14 protein-coding genes are annotated in these 20,240 nt (G+C 73.0%); 7 read left to right on the top strand and 7 right to left on the bottom strand.

Going from position 1 to position 20,240, the window contains the following annotated elements; genetic code table 11:
* Positions 1 to 37 precede the first annotated feature (37 nt).
* Positions 38 to 676, top strand: coding sequence for a TVP38/TMEM64 family protein (locus ACZ7GX_RS23195; RefSeq protein WP_498779423.1), 639 nt, complete (start codon positions 38 to 40; stop codon positions 674 to 676).
* Here the strand turns inward: ACZ7GX_RS23195 and ACZ7GX_RS23190 are convergent, their stop codons facing one another.
* The 4 genes from ACZ7GX_RS23190 to ACZ7GX_RS23175 form a co-directional block, all read right to left on the bottom strand.
* Positions 677 to 2,683: a serine hydrolase gene (locus tag ACZ7GX_RS23190; protein WP_498779421.1), complete on the bottom strand. Its 2,007-nt coding sequence runs from the start codon at positions 2,681 to 2,683 to the stop codon at positions 677 to 679. It lies immediately after the preceding gene.
* Positions 2,684 to 2,688: 5 nt separating this feature from the next.
* Positions 2,689 to 4,449, bottom strand: coding sequence for a glycoside hydrolase family 3 protein (locus tag ACZ7GX_RS23185; protein ID WP_498779419.1), 1,761 nt, complete (start codon positions 4,447 to 4,449; stop codon positions 2,689 to 2,691).
* A 109-nt stretch (positions 4,450 to 4,558) separates the two neighbouring features.
* Positions 4,559 to 9,253 carry a hypothetical protein gene (locus ACZ7GX_RS23180; RefSeq protein WP_498779417.1) on the bottom strand — a complete coding sequence of 1,565 codons (4,695 nt, stop codon included), beginning with the start codon at positions 9,251 to 9,253 and terminating at the stop codon, positions 4,559 to 4,561.
* An 84-nt stretch (positions 9,254 to 9,337) separates the two neighbouring features.
* Complete coding sequence (locus ACZ7GX_RS23175) at positions 9,338 to 10,147, bottom strand: AraC family transcriptional regulator (protein ID WP_498779415.1); 810 nt, start codon at positions 10,145 to 10,147, stop codon at positions 9,338 to 9,340.
* Positions 10,148 to 10,196: 49 nt separating this feature from the next.
* Between ACZ7GX_RS23175 and ACZ7GX_RS23170 the strand changes: the two genes are divergently transcribed.
* From ACZ7GX_RS23170 to ACZ7GX_RS23155, 4 genes are all read left to right on the top strand, one after another.
* Complete coding sequence (locus ACZ7GX_RS23170; protein ID WP_498779414.1) at positions 10,197 to 10,610, top strand: DUF2000 family protein; 414 nt, start codon at positions 10,197 to 10,199, stop codon at positions 10,608 to 10,610.
* Positions 10,611 to 10,862: 252 nt separating this feature from the next.
* Positions 10,863 to 13,394: a tetratricopeptide repeat protein gene (locus ACZ7GX_RS23165; protein ID WP_498779412.1), complete on the top strand. Its 2,532-nt coding sequence runs from the start codon at positions 10,863 to 10,865 to the stop codon at positions 13,392 to 13,394.
* Positions 13,391 to 13,705: a hypothetical protein gene (locus ACZ7GX_RS23160; RefSeq protein ID WP_498779410.1), complete on the top strand. Its 315-nt coding sequence runs from the start codon at positions 13,391 to 13,393 to the stop codon at positions 13,703 to 13,705. Before ACZ7GX_RS23165 ends, ACZ7GX_RS23160 begins: the two co-directional genes overlap by 4 nt.
* A complete protein-coding gene (locus ACZ7GX_RS23155) occupies positions 13,702 to 15,432 on the top strand; it encodes an HEXXH motif domain-containing protein (RefSeq protein ID WP_498779408.1) in 1,731 nt (576 codons plus the stop codon). Before ACZ7GX_RS23160 ends, ACZ7GX_RS23155 begins: the two co-directional genes overlap by 4 nt.
* Before the next feature lie 72 nt (positions 15,433 to 15,504).
* Here the strand turns inward: ACZ7GX_RS23155 and ACZ7GX_RS23150 are convergent, their stop codons facing one another.
* Positions 15,505 to 15,840, bottom strand: a complete 336-nt coding sequence (locus tag ACZ7GX_RS23150) for an SH3 domain-containing protein (RefSeq protein ID WP_498779406.1) — start codon at positions 15,838 to 15,840, stop codon at positions 15,505 to 15,507.
* 158 nt (positions 15,841 to 15,998) lie between these two features.
* Positions 15,999 to 16,598 carry a TetR/AcrR family transcriptional regulator gene (locus ACZ7GX_RS23145; protein WP_498779405.1) on the bottom strand — a complete coding sequence of 200 codons (600 nt, stop codon included), beginning with the start codon at positions 16,596 to 16,598 and terminating at the stop codon, positions 15,999 to 16,001.
* A 110-nt stretch (positions 16,599 to 16,708) separates the two neighbouring features.
* Here ACZ7GX_RS23145 and ACZ7GX_RS23140 point away from each other — a divergent pair, with 110 nt between their 5' ends.
* A complete protein-coding gene (locus ACZ7GX_RS23140) occupies positions 16,709 to 17,533 on the top strand; it encodes an SDR family NAD(P)-dependent oxidoreductase (protein ID WP_498779403.1) in 825 nt (274 codons plus the stop codon).
* 50 nt (positions 17,534 to 17,583) lie between these two features.
* On the opposite strand, the gene ACZ7GX_RS23135 is transcribed toward ACZ7GX_RS23140, so the two are convergent.
* Entirely contained in the window at positions 17,584 to 18,696 is a 1,113-nt protein-coding gene (locus ACZ7GX_RS23135) for a lytic polysaccharide monooxygenase auxiliary activity family 9 protein (RefSeq protein ID WP_498779401.1), read from the bottom strand.
* Between the two features lie 301 nt (positions 18,697 to 18,997).
* On the opposite strand from ACZ7GX_RS23135, the gene ACZ7GX_RS23130 reads away from it, so the two are divergent.
* Positions 18,998 to 20,240, top strand: a 1,243-nt coding sequence (locus ACZ7GX_RS23130) for a helix-turn-helix domain-containing protein (protein ID WP_498779400.1), incomplete at its 3' end; no start/stop codon positions are given.

The following is a 20,240-nucleotide window of genomic DNA, read 5'->3' as shown; positions in this document are numbered from 1 at the left end:
GCCGACCTCGAGGTCGGCGGGGAGCGCGGGGGAGACGGTGCGGCACGTGCGGGTGGTCGGGCCGGCCGTCGTGGTCGTGGCGCTCGCGTTCGCCGCCACGCTGCTCGACCTGCCGGACCCGGAACAGCTCCGGGCCTGGATCGAGGGCAACGGCGTGCTGGCGCCGCTGGTGTTCTTCGCGGTGTGCGCGGCGGGGACGGCGGCGTTCTTCCCGAAACCGGTGCTGGCCACGGCGTCCGGCCTGCTGTTCGGCGTCCTGCCGGGACTGGTGGTCGCGGTCGCGGGCTTCACGGCGGGTGCGTTGGTCGCGTTCTTCGTCGCACGCCTGCTGGGGCGGCGGTCCGTGGCGCGGTGGCTGGGCTCCGGCCGGCTGAAGGTGCTCGACACGGCCTTCGCGCGCAACGGCCTGTCCGCCACGGTGGTGCTCCGCCTGCTCCCCGTGATCCCGTTCGCGGTGTCCAACTACGGCGCGGGCGTCACGGCCGTCGCGCCGAGGTCCTTCGCCGCCGGGACCGCGCTCGGGCTGCTCCCGACCACCGCCCTGGCCGCGACCCTCGGCGACGCCGCGCTCGACCTCGGCTCACCCCGCTCGCTCGCGGCCGCGGCGGCGTGGCTGGTGCTGGCCGTGGTCGGCGTCGTGTGGGGCCGCCACCTGCTCCGCCGGTCGAAGGTCTAGTCAGCGGTCCAGGACGGCGCGGGCCAGGTCGTCGGCCACGGCGTGCCGGTAGGGGTTGGTGGCCGGACCGGCCGCCGTCGGGTGCACGCGGTTGGTCAGCAGCAGCACGAAGGACCGGCTCGCCGGCTCGACGACCAGCGACGTCCCGGTGTACCCGGTGTGACCCACGGTGTACGGCGTGGCCAGCATGCCCATGAACGCGGGCTTGTCGACGTCCAGGCCCAGCCCGCGGGCGGCACCTGGGATGGCCGCGTTCCAGTTGGTCGTCATCGCCCGGACGCTGTCCGCCCGCAGGATCCGCCGGTCGCCGTACCGGCCGCCGTTGAGCAGCACCTGGGCGAAGACGGCGAGGTCGCGCGCGGTGGAGAAGACGCCGGCGTGCCCCGCCGTGCCGCCGAGGTACCAGGACGTGGAGTCGTGCACCTGGCCCCAGATCAGCCCGCGCGGACCCGTGTGCTGGGTCGGCGCGATGCGCGGCCGCAGGCTCTCCGGCGGGTTGAACATGGTGTCGCGCAGCCCCAGCGGCTCGGTGACCTCCGCGGCCACGAGGTCCGGCAGCGACCGGCCGGTGACCCGTTCCAGCACCTTGCCGACCACGATGAGGCTCAGGTCCGAGTAGACGTACCGCGTGCCCGGCTCCGACCGGAGCGCCACCGCGTAGACGGCGGCCAGCCGTTGCTCGACCGTCGGGTACGAACCGAGCGCCAAGCCGGCGGGCAGCCCGGAGGTGTGGGTCAGCAACTGCTTGAGCGTGACGTCCTGCTTGCCGTTGCCGGCGAACTCGGGCAGGTAGCGCGCGGCGGGCGCGTCGAGGTCGAGCAGGCCGCGCTCGACCAGTCGCAGCGCGACCACGGTGGTGAAGAGCTTCGAGATCGACGCCACGTCGAAGATGGTGTCCTCGCGCATCGGGATCCGCTGGTCGGGCGGCAGTTCCGCGCCGTCGGACCCGTACCGCAGCGCGTCTCCCACGGCGGCGTGGCGGGCGATCACGCCGTTGCGCGCGGCCAGCACCACGCCACCGGGGAACGCCTGGGGCACCGCGCGCACGCCCGCCTCGACGTCGGGCACCAGCCGGTCGACGTGCTCGGCGGCCAGTCCGGCCTGCCGTGCCGTGCCGTAACGCAGTCGGTCGTCGGGGAGCGGTCCGTCCCAAGGGGAACCGTGCCGTCGGGCGATGGCCAACTCGGCCACCACGGGCAGGTGGTCCGACGCCCCGGTCGTGACGACGCGCGTCTCGCGCACGCGGGCCGGGTAGCCGGCGGCGACGTAGTCGATGCGCTTGGTCGGCGCCGCCGCCGGGTAGGTCATGCCGGGGGACGACGGGTCGGTCATCGCCCAGGCGTCGACCAGTTCCGTCCACAGTGGAGCGAGTTCGGGCGCGTCCGGCGTCGCGTTGAGGTCGCCGAGCAGCACCCGCGCGTCACCGCGGTCCTCGGCCATCACGCGCAGCATGTCGGCGACCTGCGCCCGCCGCACCGCCGGGTCGGCGCGGTAGTCCAGGTGGGTGTCGTAGACGTGCACGCGTTCGCCGCGCACGTTCAGCTCCACCTCGGGGAACCCCGGCGCCGGTTCGGGTCTCGGGTCGGGCACCTGGGTGGACAGCCGGGTGATCGGGTGGTTCTCCGCCGCGACGATCGGGTGCCGGCTGAGCACCGCCACGCCGTACTGCCGCCGCGGCTTGCCCGGTTCCGCCGGGTCGAGGTCGTAGATGGGCGCGAAGTAGACGTCCATGCCGACCGCGGCGGCCAGTTCCGTCGCCTGGTCGCGCCACTCGCTGCGGGCCATCCAGTGGACGTCGACCTCCTGCACGCCGACCACGTCGGCGCCGGAGGCCGTGATGTCCGCGGCTGCCCGCGCCAGGTCCAGCCTGCCGTCCACGCCGATGCCGGTGTGGATGTTGTAGGTCATCACGGTCAGCGGCACGGTCCCGGCGCTCGTGGGTTCGGCCACCGCGGACGGTGTCGCGACCAGCAGCGCGCACAGGACGGCGGTCGGCAGGCGACGCATCGGGTTCAGCCCTCCCAGGTCAGGCCGTGGCCGAACGGGTGCAGCGCGGTCGAGGGATCGCCCGCGACCGGGATCGTCACCGGCAGCTTCCCGACCGGGGCGTGCTCCCCGTAGAGCACCCGCACCGCCGACTCCACCGAGACCTCGGTGTAGGAGTAGGTCGCCAGGTAGGTCTGCGCGTCCGGGAAGTACGCGATGTCGTACGGGTCCCGGACCGCGATCACGACGACCGGTTTCCCGGTGGCCAGCAGCGCCTTCACCAGCCCCTGCTGGCCGACGTCGGTCCACGCCTTGTTGGTCGCGACGATCGTCAGGTCGGCCGCGCCCGCGCCGGCGACCGCGCGGTCGATCATCGCCTGGTTCGGGTTCGTGCCGGTGACCAGGGCGTTCGTCGTCGCCGAACGTCGGGCGACGGCGGTGGCGAGCCGGTGCGGCACCGGGTCGGCGGTCGTGCCCCAGCCGGTGGTGAACACGGAGGACGGCGGCGTGCGCAGGGGCAGGAGCGCATTGCGCACGAGCGTCGTGGTCCGGTCCGTGATCCGTTGCGCGGCCTGCTTGTTCGGCGCCGTCCCGACGACCTCCGGCAGCTTCGCCGGGTCGACGAACGGGTCGTCGAACAGGCCGCGCTTGGCCTTCATCCGCAGGATCCGGCGGACCGACTGGTCGATGCGGCGCTCGGTGAGCTCGCCGCCGCGCACCGCCGCCAGCACCGCGTGGTACGCGAGGTCGATGTCGGGCGGCATCAGCAACTGGTCGACGCCCGCCTTCAGGGCCAGCACGGGCACGCGGTCGTCGCCGTACTTCTGCCGGACGCCCGCCATCCCGAGCGAGTCGGTGATCACCACGCCGTCGTAGCCGAGCCGGTCGCGCAGGATGCCGGTGATGATCGGCCGGGAGAGCGTGGCCGGGTCACCGGACGGGTCGAGCGCGGGTACCACGATGTGCGCGGTCATGATCGAGTCGATGCCGGCGGCGATCGCGCGGCGGAACGGCGGCGCGTCCAGCCGTTCCCAGTCCTCGCGGCTGTGCCCGATCACGGGGAGACCGGTGTGGCTGTCCACGGCGGTGTCGCCGTGGCCGGGGAAGTGCTTGGCGGTGGCCGAGACGCCGCCCCGCTCGTAACCCCGGACCTGCGCCTCGACCAACGCCGCCGTCAGCTCCGGGTCCTCGGCGAACGACCGGACGCCGATCACCGGGTTGAGCGCGTTGACGTTGACGTCGGCGACCGGCGCGAAGTCCTGGTTGACGCCCATCGCGCGCAGTTCCCGCCCGGCGATCAGGGCCGCCTCGCCCGCCGCCCGCGGGTCACGGGCCGCGCCGAGCGCCATGTTGCCGGGGAACGGCGTGACCGGCTCCCCGATCCGCGACACCACGCCGTACTCCTGGTCGGTGCTCACCAGGGCGGGGATCGCCGACACCCGCTGGATGCCGTTGGACAGCGCGGCGACCTGCGCCGGGTTGGCCGTGTTGCCGGACCACGCGAAGTAGATGATGCCGCCGAGGTGGTACTTCCGGATCAGCTGCTCGGCGTTGTCCACGCCGTGCTGGCGCCGGTTGGCGGCCACCGAGGCAGGGTCGGACGCGTCGACCGTGGCGCCGTAGGCGTAGGTGACGAACAGCTGGCCGACCTTCTCCTCCAGGCTCATCCGCCGCAACGCGTCCGCCACCACGTCACCCGTGCCGGCCGTGGCCACCGCCGGGGCGGAGCCGACCAGCAGGGCCGCCAGCCCGACGACCACCCGTCGTCGGTTGAAGATTTTCCTCATGTGCACTCCTACAGTGAGGAAATCACCGATCCGGTCGAATGTACGCAGCCGGCGCCGGCGCCGGCATCGCCCGTTCGGGGGGCGTTGGCGCGAAGGACCGGGTGGGGACCTACTCGAAGAGGGCGTACTGACCGGAGGGGGCATCGGGCGGCTCGGCGTCCGCGGGCGAGCCCGTGCCCATCCGGGTGAGCGCGGTGACCTCGTCGATCATCGCCAGGACCGTCGGCAGGGAGACGTGGCGGAGATCGGTGGTGGCCGTGCTCCAGTGGGCGGTCCGCAGGGCGAGGGCGGCCAAGCGGCCCGCGTCCCTCGGAGCGGTGTCCCGGGCCAGGCGCGCCAGCCGCATCGTGGTCCGGGACCGCTGGTTCGGGTCGACCATGGCGTCGATCACCTCCAGTGCCGGGCCGTGGCGCCCGCAGGTGGCCAGCGTCTCGGCCACCGCCGCCAAGGCCGCGGCGCGCTGGTCGGGGTCGGTGATCGACTCGACGGTCTTGCCGGTCCGGTCGTCGTGCCCCGCGGCGGCGAGGGCGGTGGCCATCGCGGCCAGCACCGAGTTCCGGTCGTACCGGTCGTGGACGCCGCGCATCGCCACCCCGGACCGGTCCAGCAGGTCCGCGGCCCGGTCGTGGCGGCCGATCACGGCCATCGCCTTCGACGCCGCGGCCAGCAGCAGCGCCTGGTGGTCGGGTCCGGTGGTCTCGTCGGCGGCCTTGACGAGTTCCTCGACCAGGCCTTCGACGCGGTCTTCGCGGTCGGTCGCGACGAGGCGTTCGGCCAGGCCGGCGATCGCGAGCCCCCGCTGGTGCGGCCAGGGGATCGAACGGGCGAGCGCGATCGCCTGGTCGTGCCGCCCCGCCTCGACCAGTGCCTCGACCACCGACAGCAGCGACCAGCTCCGCCGCTGGGGATCGACGATCAGGGACGCGGTCTCGACCGCCCGGTCGTGCCGGCCGGCCTTGGCGAGTTCCCTGGCCACCGCGGCGAGGGCCGAAGCACGCTGGTGGCGGCGGGTGATCCGGGCGACGGCCTCGGCCGCGAGGTCGTGCAGACCACCTTCGGCCAGCGCTTCGACCGCCGCCACCAGTTCCGACCCGCGCAGGTCGGGGTCGATGGCCGACCGCGTGGGCCGGAGGACCTCGTCGACGAGGCGCTCCGCTTCGTCGTGCCGGCCGAGAGCACGCAGCACCCCGGCGGCCGACGCCAGCGCCGAGCTCCGCCGGTAGGGGTCCAGGATCGAGCGCGCCGCCAGGACGACCTCGTCGGCGAGCTCTTCGGCGCGGTCGAGCAGGCGTGCTTCGACCGCCCCCTTCGCCACGGACACCAGAGCCCAGGCGCGGCGGTCGGGATCGGTGATCAAGCCGACCACGGCGACGGCCCGAACGGGGTGCCCGGCCCTGGCGAGCACCTCGGCGAGCGTCATCAACGCCCGGCCGTCCTGGAACGGGTCCGTGGCCGTGTGCGCGACCTGGACGGCTTCGTCGACGAGGTCTTCGGCCCGGTCGCGGAAGCCGCTCTCGTGCAGCGCCTCGGCCAGCGCCACCAGTTCCGCGGCCCGCCGTTCGGGGTCGGCGATCGACCGCGTGACCTCGATCGCCGGAGCGTGCAGGCCGACGTCGACGAGCGTGCCGGCCGCCGATTCCAGGGCCAGGCACCGCAGGTCGAGGTCGCCGATCGCGTCGGCGGCGTCGACGATCTCGTGCACGAGCACCTCGCCCCGGCGGCTCCGCCCGTTCACGGCCAGCACCCCGACCACCACCCGCAACGCCCAGCTCCGCCGGTAGGCGTCGGTGATCGAGCGTGCCGCGCCGACCGCCTGGTCCGCGACCTCGTCCACCCGATCACGGGCGCCGTCCTCGGCGAACGCCTTGACGATCGGGACCAGCGCCAACACCTTGCGGTAGGCGTCGGTGATCGACCGCGCGGCGGTGTCCAGGGCCAGGTGGGGCAGTCCCGCCTCGACCAGGGACTCGGCCACCGCCGTCAGGAGCAGGTCCCGCTGGTCGTCGTCGGTGATCAGCCGGGCGACCTCGACGGCCAACGCGCACCGGTCGGCTTCGACCAGGCTCCGGCCGACCGACGCCAGCACCGAGCTGTCGCCCGCGTCGACCGCGACCTCCACGGCCTGGTCGAACATGCCCGCCTCGACCAGCGACGCCACGACCGGGGCGGTCTCGGGCCGCCCGACGATCGAGCGGCCGGTCGCCAAGGCCCGCTCGGGCAGGCCGGCGTCCGCCAGCGCCTTCGCCGCGGACGCCAACGCCGCGTTGCGCCGGTAGCGGTCGGTGGCGGACACGACGGCGTACTCCGCCTCGTCGTGCTGCTCCGCCTCGACCAGGGCGTCCGCGACGGACACCAGGGCGGCTCGCCGCGCGGCCGGATCGGTGATCGAGCGCGCGGTCTCCGCCGCCCGGTCGTGGTGACCGGCGCGGGTCAGCGTGGTGACCACCGACGCCAGGGACGATCCCGACCAGGCGTGGTCGGTGGGCGCGAGGGCGGCGCGCTCGGGCCGGTCCTCCCGGTCGTCGTGGTGGGCGGTGGCGAGCGCCCTGGCCATCGACACGAACGCGGTGTTCCGCTGGTACGGGTTGGGCATGGCGCGGACGGCCCCGGTCACCTCCTCCAGGAGGTCTTGGACCCGCCCGTGCGAGCCTTCCGCCGCCAGCGACTCGATCACCGACACCAGCGCGGCGCCCTTCCAGCCGGGGTCGGCGACGGCACGCGCGGCCTCGACGGCCCGGTCGTGGAGGCGGGCCCTGATCAACGACCTGACCACGGAGGTCAGCACCTCACCCTGGCGGAAGGGGTTGGTGATCGTGGCGGCCGTCCGGATCGCCCGGTCGTGCAGTCCACTGTGGAACAGCGCGCCGACCGCGTCGGCCAGGAGCGGGTTCTGGCGTCGGGGGTCGTCGAGGGCGAGGGCGGTCGTGACGACCTGGTCGAGCAGGTCCGCGGCCTGGTCGCGTCGTCCGGTGGCGGTGAGCGCGCCGGCGACGTGGACCAGGGCGGTGCCGCGCCGGGCCGGCGTGGGAATGAGGGCGGCGGTCTCCGCGGCCCGGTCGGGCCGACCGGTGTCGACCAGCGCGTCGACCACGGCGACCAGGACCAGGCTCCGGTGGTCGGGGTCGTCGGTGGACAGGGCGGTGGTGACGGCTTGGTCGAGGAGGTCCGCGGCTTGGCCGTGCCGTCCGGTGGCGGTGAGGGTCCGGGCGAGGGAGACCAGGGTGGTGCCGCGGCGGGACGCGGTGGGGATGAGGGCGGCGGTCTCCGCGGCTTGGTCGTGCAGGCCCTCGTCGACCAGCGCGTCCACGACCGACACGAGCATGGAGCTCTGCCGGTGGTCGTCCGTGACCGCCAGGGCGAACGAGACCGCCCGGTTGGCCCGGCCCATGCGGACCCACAGCCTGGGCACGTCCGGCGGCACGCGCGTGGTGCGATCGGTCAGGTGGTCGCGGTGCACCGCCAGGCGGGCGACCGCGAGGAGGTCCGGCGCGTCGCCGGTGACGTGGCGGTCGAGGGTCGCCGCGAGCTGGGCGAGGGCGGCGCGGTCGTCACCGGTGTGCGCGAACAGCCGTTCGTGGCGGACGGGATCGGTGCACAGGGCGGTGGCCTGCCCGACGTCAGCCGTGGTGAGCAGCATGAAGAGGTAGCCGCGCAGCAGGTACTCCGGCGTTTCCGCGGGCCAACCCCGGTCCCGGTACCCCGCGGCCCACCGGTGGACTTGCTCCCGGTAGGCGGACACCGCTTCCGCGCCCAGCATCTCCGCGGCGGTGACCCGCAGGTCGCCGTGCGCCAGCAGGTACACCTCGGGCGCCGTGCCGGGGGCGAGGTCGTTGTCGCGCCGGGTGAAGCTCCGCCCTGTCGCCGTGCCGAGGTGTTCGCGCACCTCCCAGGCGAGGGTGCCGGTCAACGTCGCGAGGTCGTCCGCGGTCAGCCCGCCTCCGGAGGCGACGACCAGGCCGAGCAGGTCGCGTTCGGGGCGGCCGGCGAGCAGGCGCTTCAGGTCGCGCTTCATCTCCGCGCGCACCGCGCGTGCCTCCGGCGAGACCTCCAGCTCCCGCACGATCCCGCCGTCGCGCAGCGGGTGGCCCTCCGGCACGTCGTCGGGCACGGGCGGGTCGGGCCGTCCGGCCACCACGACCCGCAACCCCTTCAGCGGGCGGGCCGGGAGCAGCGCGGCGATGCTGTGCGAGTCCGGCCCCGTGCCGACGCCCCGGTCCTCGTCCAGCCCGTCCACGACGAGCACCAGGCGTTCACCGCGTTCGGCGCAGAGTGAGGCCGCGTCCTCCAAGAGCCCCAACAGGTGCGCCTCACGCGTGGCCGGCGTCAGGAACGGTGGCATCTGCTCGCCCAGCAGGGTGAGCAACTGCTCCAGCACGTTCTCCACGAACGCCACGCGGTCGGCCTGGTCGGCGAGCTGCGCCGTCACGAAGAACGACACCACCCGCACGCCGGGCGGCGGGTTCACCGCGAACCAGGACAGCAACGCCGACTTGCCCGCCCACGCCGCCGCCTTCAACCACCGGAACCAGCCGTCGGCCGACTCCTCGGAGCAGAACGCCGCCAGGTCGGCCAACTCCGACCCGCGACCGATCAGCTCGCGTGGCGCGATCCTCAGCACCTGGTGCCGGTACCGGGTCCGGACCGGCTCACCGGTCCGCAGGTTCACGTCCCGTCCCGCTTGCACGACCACACCACCCGACGTGGCCGCCGCGACGTTCGCCACGGCGTTCGCCACGGCCCCGGAGCCGCCGGTCCCGTTCCCGGCCGCCGCCGCGGGCCCGTCGGACTCGTCACCAACTCGCACCCCCGCATCATCCAGACCGGACTTCCGCGCGGTCCCGCAATACTGCGGCGACGGACGGGTGGTCCTGTCGTGGTCGTGAGCGGGTCAGGTGCGGTAGCGGACTGCGCGTGAGGTGCCCGATCGCGCGTAAGCGCCCGGTGCGGTGCCGAGCATCCGGCGGAAGTGCCGGGTCAGGTGGGACTGGTCGTAGAAGCCGACGGCCGGTGCCACCTCGGCCGGTGGCAGGCCGTCGAGCAGCAGGCGGCGGGCCAGGTCGACGCGGCGGCCGGTGAGGTAGCGGTGCGGTGGCAGGCCGAACTCGCGGGTGAACGCGCGGACCAGGCGTTCCGGGGCGGCGGCCAGCCGGGTCGCGGCGTCGGTCAGGGTGAGGCCGTCGGTCACGTGGGCGTCCAGCAGGTCCCGCAACGTGCGGGCGAGGCCGGGCTCCGCGGCAGGTGTCCTCGGCGGGCGCCGGGTCAGGTGGGTGCGCAGCCGGTCCCGGACCAGCGCCAACCTCGACTCGGCCTCCCACTCGTCGCCGCCGTGCAGCACGCCGTGCAACTGGTGCACGCGCAGGCGCAGCGCCGGGTCGGCGAACGCGGGGTGGTCGACCGCCGCGCCGACCAGGTTCGTGCCGAGGACGGACGTGTCGAGGTAGAGGACTCGCTTGCGGAAGCCCTCGGAGGTGGCGTTGCGGCCGTCGTGCGGCACGTGCGGTGGGAGCAGGGTGACCGACGCGGGCGGTGCGCCGTGCTCGCGGTGGTCCAGGCCGTAGGTCACCGTGCCGGTGTCGACCAGCAGCAACGTCCACGCGTCGTGCGTGTGCGCTGGGTAGGCGTGGTCGGTGAAGCGCGCGTGCAGCACCTCGGCGATGCCCGGCACGGCGGGCCGCCACGCGGCGATGTCGGGGCCCACGTCAAGAACGTACAAGACGGGCGCCGCCCGGTTCGGCGACGGTGTGCGGGTGGAACGATTCGAGACGAAGTTCGCCGTCCTGCTCCGCGACGACCTGGCGCCGTGGCAGGCGTTGAACGTGACCGCCTTCCTGGCCGGCGCCCTCACCTCGGCCGTGCCGGAGGCCGTCGGGGAGCCGTACGAGGACGCGGACGGCACGCGGTACCTGCCGATGCTCGGCCAACCGGTGCTCGTGCTGACCGGTGGCAAGGAGGTGCTGACCACCGCGCACGCCAAGGTGGTCGCGCGGGGGCTGACGTCGGCGGTGTTCACCTCCGACCTGTTCGCCACCGGCAACGACGCGGACAACCGCGCCGCCGTGCGAGCCGTGCCGCGTGCCGAGCTGGACCTGGTGGGCATCGGCGTGCACGGCCCGCGCAACGCCGTCGACAAGGCCCTCAAGGGTGCCCGGATGCACCCCTGACGATCGCCCGACCGCCGCGGCGACGTCGACCTGCGGCTCGTTCGGCCGACCCGGCATCAGCTGACCGCGGCGACTCGACGACCATCCCAACGACTGTCACCGGTAAGCCTGACCTGCACGGAGTCGTTCTCCGCAAGCACAGCGTCGCTTCACCGACCACCCCTCCCCCTTCCGCAGTATTGCGGGCGAGGATGCTCCGAGGCCCGGGATCATCGTGGTGAGGCTCCGGATGTCGCAGGGAATGAGGTTCGGTTGACCGGTAACCCGGAGCAACGTTCCGAGACCACGAACGACTTCAGCGGCTCCGCCGGGACGGTGATCCAAGGGGGCACCATCACCGGTGACGTCCATGTGCACGCCGCCGCTGATGTCGCGCACTTCGCCGTCACGCCGCAGAACCCGCTTCCGCCCTCCACGCCCTTGGCGGTGCCGCACCGCCGGGTCGCCTCGAACCGACTGCACGGGCGTGAAGCATTCGTGGCGACGCTGACCGAAGGCGTGCGGCGCAGGACGGACCCGATCGACGCACCGAGGGTGTGGGCGCTGTGCGGGCTCGGGGGCACGGGGAAGACCACGATCGCCCTCGAAGTCGCCCATCGACTCGACCACGATCACCGGCACACGTGGTGGGTGTCGGCCTCGGACGCGACCGGTCTGTCGGCGGCGCTGCGGGCGGTGGCAACGGACGCCGGCGCGGCTCCCGTCGACTTCGACCACCTGCACCCGGCAGACGTCCTGTGGCGGAAGCTGGACGTGCTACCCGATCCGTGGCTGCTGGTGCTCGACAACCTCGACGACCTCGACGCCGCCTCCGCCGCCGGGCGCGCGTTGGCGGACGGCACCGGCTGGCTGCGCGCACCGCGCACGCCTCTCGGGACGGTCCTCGTCACCAGTCGGGAGACCCGCCGCGAGCGCTGGGGGTCGTGGGTGACGTTCCACGAAGTGGATCCGCTTCCCCTGCCCGACGCCGCGCGCGTGCTCCTCGACCTGGCCCCCGACGCGGGTGACGTGCGGGAAGCCGAACTGCTGGCCGCGGACCTGGGCGGCTTGCCGCTGGCCCTGGACCTCGCCGGCTCCTACCTGGCGACGACGGCCAGGGCGGTCTGGCCTGACGACGACGAACCCGTCACGTTCGCCGCGTACCGCACCGCGTTCGCCCACCGGCTAGCCGACGTGGCCGTGAACACCGTTGGTCGGTCGAGTGGATCCGAGCAAGCCCGCCGGGACATCTTCGCCACCTGGGAACTGTCCTTGGAACTGCTCGTGACCCAAGGCCACGACATCGCCCGGCCGCTGTTGAGGCTGCTCTCCTGCTTCGCCGAGACCTCCTTGCCGTACCAGATGGTGCTCGACTCCGAGGTGCTGCGCGCGGATCGACGCTTCGCGAGCCTGACCCACCGCGGCCTCCGGGACGCGTTGCAGGGGCTCGCGGGCCTGCGCCTGATCTCGATCACCTCCGGCGAGGCGGGACGCACCCTCGACATACACCCGGTCGTGCGAGCCGGTATCCGCTCCGGCCATGGCGTCGACTACTTGTCCCTGGTCACCGCGCTGCTGGAACGCGCCACCGCGCGCCTGTCCCCGGACGATCCCGGCACGTGGTCGCACTGGAGCTTGTTGGCGTCGCACTGCACCGCGGTGGTGCGGCTCCTCGTCGACACCCCGGGCGCGAGCGACCACCAGGTCCTGACCACCACCGCACTGGGTGTCCTGGCCGCCCGTCACCACTACACGGCCGGGTACTTCGAGGAGAGCGTGGGAGTGCTCCGGTCGGTGGTGAGCCTGCGCGAGCAGCGCTTCGGCCCGTCGCACCCCGAGACCCTGCACGGCAGGCGCCACCACGCACGCGCGCTCCTGGAGAACGGTGAGTTCCGAGCCGCGCTCGGCGAGTACGAACGCGTCCTGGAGCTGAGCCTGCCGCTGTTCGACCGGAACGACCCACATCTGCTGTCCGCGCGTCGCGGACTGGGCCGCGCGCTGATGGCCGTCGGCCGCTTCACCGACGCGGAAGCGGTGCTCGACGAGCTCTTCCGCACCCTGGTCGAGGCGGGCCACGCCGAGGACGACCCGGAGACCCTCGCGAGCCGGTACCTTCGCGCCCTCGCGCTGGTCAACCTGGGCAAGCACGCGGAGGCGGAGCGGGAGTTGCGATACCTGTTCGTGCTGCCCCAAGGAGTACCCAGTCGGTACGTGCTCGACGTCCGGCACCACATCGCCAGGTCGCTGCGGGGTCAGGGACGGATCGAGGAAGCCGAGGCGGAACTGCGGGACGCCATAGAGACCGCGTCGGCCACCTTCGCCCCGGAGCACCTGGCGCTCCTCGCGGCGCGGTACGAGTGGGCGCGGGACCTCCGGGACGTGGGACACCTCGACCAGGCCGAGCGCGCGCTTGACGCCATCCTCCACGTCACCGGTGAGCGGCTGCGGGAGGACCACCCGATCACCTTGGCCACACGACACGAACGCGCTACCGTGCTCCATCGGCGGGGTCACTACTCGGAAGCCCTGGCGGAGTTCACCGACGTCTGGCGGGTCAACTCGGACACCCTGGGCGAGGCGCATCCCGACACGTTGACGGTGCGCTACAACATGGCGTGCGTGCTGCTGGACCTGGAGGCGTTGAACGAGGCCTTCGTGCTGTTCGACGCCGTGGCCAACTCTCGATCAGCGGTGCTGGGCGAGGACCACCCGCAGACGGAGGAGAGCCGGTGGTACCGCGCACGCGTGCTCGACCTCCTGTCCACGTCGTCCTCGTCAACCGGGGAGAACGGGTCTGATTCGTGAACGGTCCGGACCCGCGGGAGCTCGACGGTCTGTCCATCATGGACATCCGGTCACTCGATCCGGAGAGCACCGACCGGATCACCCGGCGGTTGATCAGGCGTGCTCAGGCCACCACGTCCAGCATGGGCGGTCACGACGGCGGCGGCGGGTTCGACTACTCCAGCACGGAGGCCCAGTCCAACCCGATGCCCGATTCCAGGCCGGCGACGGAACTGCGGTCCCCGTCCGAGCGCGTGGAGCGGGAACCGAAGGCCCAGGACGGTGAAGCCGTTTCCGACGGTGCGCCGCCGAAGGAAGGATCGCCGGGGTGAACGGGCTGCCGTCGGCGGACTTGCGGGCATTCGGATCGGGTGACGACCGGGTGCTCACCCTGCTCGGCGCCAGCCGGTGGGGACCTCGGGTGCTGCTGATCGACGAGGTCGTCCGCCTGCTGCGCGACCGGCAGGACGCCGCCGGGCCCCTGCCTCCGGTGGAGCTGGCGTGGGACGAACTCACCCAACTGCACGACGACGAGCCCGAAGCGGTCCGTTCGGTCCTGCTCTACCCACAGGTGGGTCGGTGGTTGGGTTGGCTGGTACGCCGACTGCACGGGACCGGGGACGGGTCGCTGCCGTTGTGGCAGGACGCGGGGTACCTGTGGAGCCTGCTCGCCGCGGCGAAGGTCGTCGCGGGCGTGGACGTCGAAGTGCCCGTGCCGGTTCACGACGGCACTGCGGTCATACCGGGCATCGGGTTCGCCGCGTTCCCGGCACCCGAATCCGGTCATGCCCTGTTCCGGCCGGGTTCCGACATGTCGTTCCGCGGCGCGGCGGTGCGGCTGCCGCGCGACCTCACCACGACGACACCCGGCTGGCACCCGATCCCGGTGCTCACCGCCCCCCGAGCGGTGGCCCGGTTGGACTCCCACGATCCGTTCCGCGGGCTCGAGCGAACGCGGCCCCACCGCTCGCCGACGCAGCCCGGGCCCGAGGAGGTCGGGCTGTGGAACGAGATGTGGCGAGAGGCTTGGGGTGTGCTGTTCCGCAACGACGCCGCGCAGGCGAGGGCGATGGCAACCACGATGACAGTGGTGGTGCCGTGGTCGACGCGCGAGGAGACCGGCTTCACGAGCGCCACCGCCGAGGAGGCTTTCGGCGCGGTCATGCTCACCCGCCCTGCTCGACCCGTGCGGTTGGCGGAGACGCTCGTGCACGAGTTCCACCACACCAAGCTGTCCGGGCTGCTGGATCTGGTCGACCTGCTCGACGGGGACCGCGGCGCGCTGCTCTACACGGCTTGGCGTGACGATCCCCGTCCGCTGCAGGGCGTTCTGCACGGGGTGTACGCGTTCTCCGCGGTGACCGGGTTCTGGCAGCGACGATGTCGGATCGACGCTTCTCCCGAGGCGTGGTTCGAGTACGCGTACTGGCGACGCCAGGCCTACGACGTCGCGGTGGCGGTCGTCGACCGACCTGAGCTCACACCGGCCGGTCGTGCTTTCGTGCGCGGCATCGTCGATCGCCTGGCGGCTTGCACGGACGAGCCGCCTGCCGACGTGCTGTCGGCCGCCCTCGAGGCCGTCATCGACCACCGGGCGGAGTGGAGGCTGGCGCACGTCGTGCCGAACGGCGGCCGCGTGAGCGCTCTGGCGGAGATGTGGCTCGCCGGGACAAGGCCTTCGAGTGCCGCGTGGGTGGACGGGATCGGGACGCAGGTGCTCGACACCAAGCTGGGTTTCCTCCGCTCGGCGTCGCTCGACGACGACACCGCACTGTCCCCGGCCCGGCGCGCCTACCTGACCGGTGACCTCGTCCAGGCGCGCCAACTGTGCCTGGACGCGCTCGAACAGCGGCAATCCTGGGTCGTGCTGGGTCTCGTGGCGCGCCGGCGGGGCGATCACCACGTGGCAAGAGGCCTGTTGCGGTGTCCGGAACTGGTGCGGGCCGTCAGCACGCAGGTGCGCGACCGGACCGGCCGGACCGTCGAGGTGGAGACGGTGGCGGCATGGCTCGCGCCACCCGCCGGATCCGACGTCCCGCCGGTCCACGTCCACGGTTGACCACGTGGTCGGTTCCAGCGCCTGAGCCGCTGAGAAACCGGTCGCCCCGCGCGCTACGTCGATGTCCGGCCCTCAGCACTTCGACGGGGCCTCATGGTGCCAATCGAAGCTGACGTATTTCGCCGAGGAGAACCCCCGGACGTTGGTGGTCCGGTCGGTCAGCTTCAGCCAGTCTTTGATCCCGTCGACGTCATCCCCCACGGTGTAGCAGTGCAAGGTGACTTTGTGATCCCGATAGCCTCGTCCGTGAATGCGGGCGGAGAGGCGGGGTTCCGCGCGGATGGCGACGTCATCGTCGGTGAACCAGCCTTCCAGGTCGGCACTCGGCGCGGCCGCGGCAGGGGCCGGCCACAGGACGGACGCGAGGCAGAGGCCTACCAGGCCTGCGGATACCGGTCGCCGCGGCATGTGAGTTCCTTCCTCCGGCTGGTGTGCACCCTTGAGCCAAGAGCAGCAGTCCGGCCTGAGGCTGCGCAAGGTCCGTGCCGCGGCGTCACCCGGCAAATGGGCGAAACAAGCCGATCGAACGACTCGCCTGGCCACGGCAGCTCCGCCGGTATCGGGCTTCAGGGGCGGAAGGCGCGGAGGGTGGCGGCGACCAGGGCGTCGGCGAAGGCGTCGTCCAGTGGGCCGGAGCGCAGCAGCCAGCGCTGGGCCAGTGGCGCGTACAGCAGGTCGATGACGAGGTCCAGGTCGGCGTCGGGGGACAGTTGGCCGGCCTCCTGGGCGCTGCGCAGCCGTCGTCGCTTCGCCTCGCGCATCGGCCGTTCCATCTTCTCCCGGTAGGCGGCGGCGAGCTCGGGGTCGTTGATGATCTCCGTGTTCAGCGCCCGGATCGGTGCCTCGAACCCGGGATCGGCGAACTCGGCCGCCGTCGCGCGCAGGACTGCTTTGAGGTCGGCCTCGACGTCGCCGGTGTCCGGCAGTTCGATGCCGCCGCCGTCGGGGCGTTCGCTCAGCGCCAGCAGGGAGTCGAAGACGACCGCGCCCTTCGACGGCCACCAGCGGTAGATCGTCTGCTTGCCCACGCCCGCGCGGGCGGCGATGGCCTCGATCGTCAGCTTGGCGTACCCGAGGTCGCCGATGAGCTCGCGCGTCGCGGTGAGGATCGCCACCCGGGACCGCTCGCTGCGACGGGTGCTGTTCGGCGTGGTGCTGGTGGCCATGGCGGCACTGTACTCGGAACGAGACGGTCCGTCTTGACTTGTGCCGTGGCGTCTGCCAGAGTTCCGGGCATCGAGACGGAACGTATCGTCTCACAAATTGGGGAGACGTCATGACGCGCGACCACTCTCGTACCTGGTTCATCACGGGCGCCTCGCGTGGTCTGGGGCGCGCGTTCACCGAGGCCGCGCTCGCGGCGGGCGATCGGGTCGTCGGCGTGGCCCGCGACGTCACGCCGTTGGCCGACCTCGTCGCCGAGTCCGGCGGCAGGCTGGTCGCCTTCCCGCTGGACGTGTCCGACCGGCAGGCCGTCGTGGTCGGCGTGGAGCGGGCGTTCGCGGCGTTCGGCCGGCTCGACGTCGTCGTCAACAACGCCGGTGGCGCGCTGCTCGGCATGGTCGAGGAGGTCACGGAGGAGCAGGCTCGCGCCCACCTCGACGTCAACTTCTTCGGCGCGCTCTGGGTGAACCAGGCGGTCGTCCCGCTCCTTCGGACACAGGGCTCGGGTCACATCGTGCAGGTCTCGTCGATGGGCTCGGCCGGGGGCTTCGCGGCGACCGGCCTGTACAGCGCGGGCAAGGCCGCGCTCGACGCCATGAGCGAGGCCCTGGCGATGGAGGTCGAGCGCTTCGGGATCAAGGTGACGATCCTGCAGCCCGGCGGCTACCGGACCGACCTGTTCACCCTCGGGCTGACGACGACCGGGGAGAACCCGGCCTACGCGCCGCTGCGCGCCTGGCTGAACGGGCTGTGGGCCGAGTCCGAGGACTTCGACCCGCGACTGGCCGCCGCGGTCCTGACGCAGGTGGTGGACCTGCCCGAACCGCCGAAGCGGCTGATCCTGGGCGCCGCGGCCTACGACATGGTCCAGGAGTTGGACGGCGCCCGCAGGGCCGAACTCGCCAAGTGGGAGCACCTCAGCCGGCAGGCGGGCTGACGTGCGCGGGTCCGCCCGCCGCCGTCGAGGCAGCGGGCGGACCCGCGGGATCAGGACGCGGTGCAGGTGAGGGTCGGCGTCCCGGCGGTGCCGGAGGCGACGAACCCGAACGTGGTGCTCGCGCCCGCGCCCACCGAGCCGTTGTAGGCGGCGTTGCGGGCGGTGACGGTGGACCCGCTGGTGGTCAGGGTGGCGCTCCACGAGGAGTTGATCCGCTCACCGTTGGTGAACGTCCAGCTCACCGCCCAGCCGGAGATCGCCGTCGCGCCGGCGGTCACGCGCGCCTCGACCTGGAAGCCGCCGTTCCACTGCGAGGTCACCCGGAAGGTGGCCGAGCAGCCCGCCGAGGGGTTCCCGGTCGTCGTCGTGGTGGTCGTCGTGGTCGTGGTCGTCGTGCTGGTCGGGGTGGTGGTGGTCGTGGTGCCACCGTCGGTGAAGTTCACGTCGCTGCACGCGTAGTAGCTCTGGTCGAGGTGGCTGGCCTGCCACACCGTGAACAGGACGTGGTGGCCGGAGCGGCCGGGCGCGCTGACCTCGACGGGCGTGCGCGTGCCGGTGGGGATCCTGCCGGTCTGGCCGACCAGTTCCAGGTCGCTCCACTTCACGGCCTGGGTCTTGGGGTCAAAGCCCTGCCTGGTGGCGTAGACGCGGATGTAGTCGGCGCCGTGCGAGGACGTGTCGTTCAGGTTGAGGGTGAACCGGCTGGGCTTGCTCGGGGCGACCCACGCGCCGACCTTGTCCATCGCGGCGTAACGGCCGTTGAAGGTCAGGCCGCCGCTGCACAGCTGCCCGTCGGGGATGGCGCCCTGGTGGTTGCCGGCGACGCCCTCGCGGAACAGGCCGTTCCAGTTGTACATCGCGGCCGGCTCGGCCTGCCACGCCTGGTAGCACATGGGGTCTTCGGTGGCCATCTGCTGCGACGGGCCGTTGGGCCAGCGGTTGTAGCAGCCGTAGTGGCGCGAGGGTGGGTCGCTGACCGCGCCGTGCGCGGAGGCGTTGCCCGCGCCGAAGGTGACCAGCACGGTCGTCAGCAGGGTCAGGCAGGCGCCGAGGATCGCGGACGCCCGCCAGACGGCGGCCTTGCCGCGGGCCGGCACGACCTTCGTCGGGGTTCCCGGTGCCCGGCGGCGCCGGTCGGGGACGTCTTCGGAGAAGCGAAGCATGTGTGTGACCGCCAAATCTTCGTTGATCGACGACGTGGACGCGCGGGTGCCTCCGCCCGCTTCTGGGAGCGCTCCCAGAACGGTGTTAGTGTCAGGCTGTGCCACCTGGTCGGCATCCGCCATTCGGGTTACGGGCTCGCAAAGCGGCCGTGCGGACCCGGGTGCGGGGGACGGATCGGACGCCGTGCTTGCGCCCTTCCGGGCCTTGCGCAACGTTGCGCAACGTGCGATGGGCCGCCCCGCGACGGTGTCCGCCGGTGGTCCTCGCCGGGAGAATTCGAGGCGTCGAAGGGGGATCGGGGTGCCGCGCACGGAACGTCCGCTGGTCGAAGAGGACACGCCGGTGCTGAAGTTCGCGGGCGACCTGCGGCGGCTGCGCCGCGTCGCCGGGCTGCCGTCCTACCGCGAGCTGGGCCGCCTGGCGAACTACTCGCCCGCCGCGCTGTCCGAGGCGGTGGCCGGACGGAGGTTGCCCAGCCTCGCGGTGACCAGGGCGTTCGTCCGCGCGTGCGGGGGAGACGTCGAGGAGTGGACGGCCCGCTGGCGCGAGCTGGCCGCCGAGGGCCCGGACGACGGCGACGCGCCCTACGTGGGGCTGGCCGCCTACCAGGTCGGCGACGCCGACCGGTTCTTCGGCCGCGAGGCCGAGGTGGGCCGACTGCTGGCGCTGGTGCGCGAACGGCCCTTCGTCGGGGTGTTCGGCGCGTCCGGCGCGGGCAAGTCGTCGTTGCTGCGCGCGGGACTGGCCGCCCAGTGGGGCGCGCACCTGGTCGTCACGCCCGGCTCGGACCCGATCACGGAGTTGGCCGCGGCGCTCGCCGACGACCGGTCCGCGGTCGAGGTGCGCGCCGAGCTCGCCGCCGACCCCGAGCACCTGCGCGTCCTGCTGCGCCGGGCCGCCGACGACCTGCTGCTCGTGGTCGACCAGTTCGAAGAGGTCTTCACCCACTGCCGGGAAGCCGACCGCCGCTGGTTGGTGCACGCGCTCACGCACGCCGCGGGCGCCGCCCACGTCGTCATCGGCGTGCGCGCCGACTTCTACGGCCACTGCGCCCGCCACCCCGAGCTGCTCGACGCGCTGCACCGCTCGCAGTCGCTCGTCGGCCCGATGAACGCCGAGCAGTTCCGCCGCGCGGTCGTCGAACCCGCCGCCCGCCGGGGAGCCTCGCTGGAGAACGCCTTGGTGGCACGGCTGATCGCGGACGTCACCGCCCAGTCGGGCGCGCTGCCGCTGGCCTCGCACGTGCTCGTCGAGACGTGGCGACGGCGCCGTGGCGCCGTGCTCACGTTGGCGGGGTACGAGGACGCGGGCGGCGTCGAGCACGCCCTGGCGCGCACCGCCGAACAGGTCTACGACGCGTTACCCGAGCCGGACCGGGAGGCGGCGCGGCAGGTGTTCCAACGCCTGGTCGCACCCGGTGACGGCACCGAGGACACCCGCCGCCGGGGGGGGGGGGGGGGGGGGGGGGGGGGGGGGGGGGGGGGGGGGGGGGGGGGGGGGGGGGGGGGGGGGGGGGAGGGACGCGGCACGCGAGGGAGAGGAG

Source organism: Actinosynnema sp. NPDC037264, from assembly GCF_055603705.1.
Note: the sequence above shows the minus strand (reverse complement) of the source record. Positions and strands in the feature narration are given on the sequence as shown.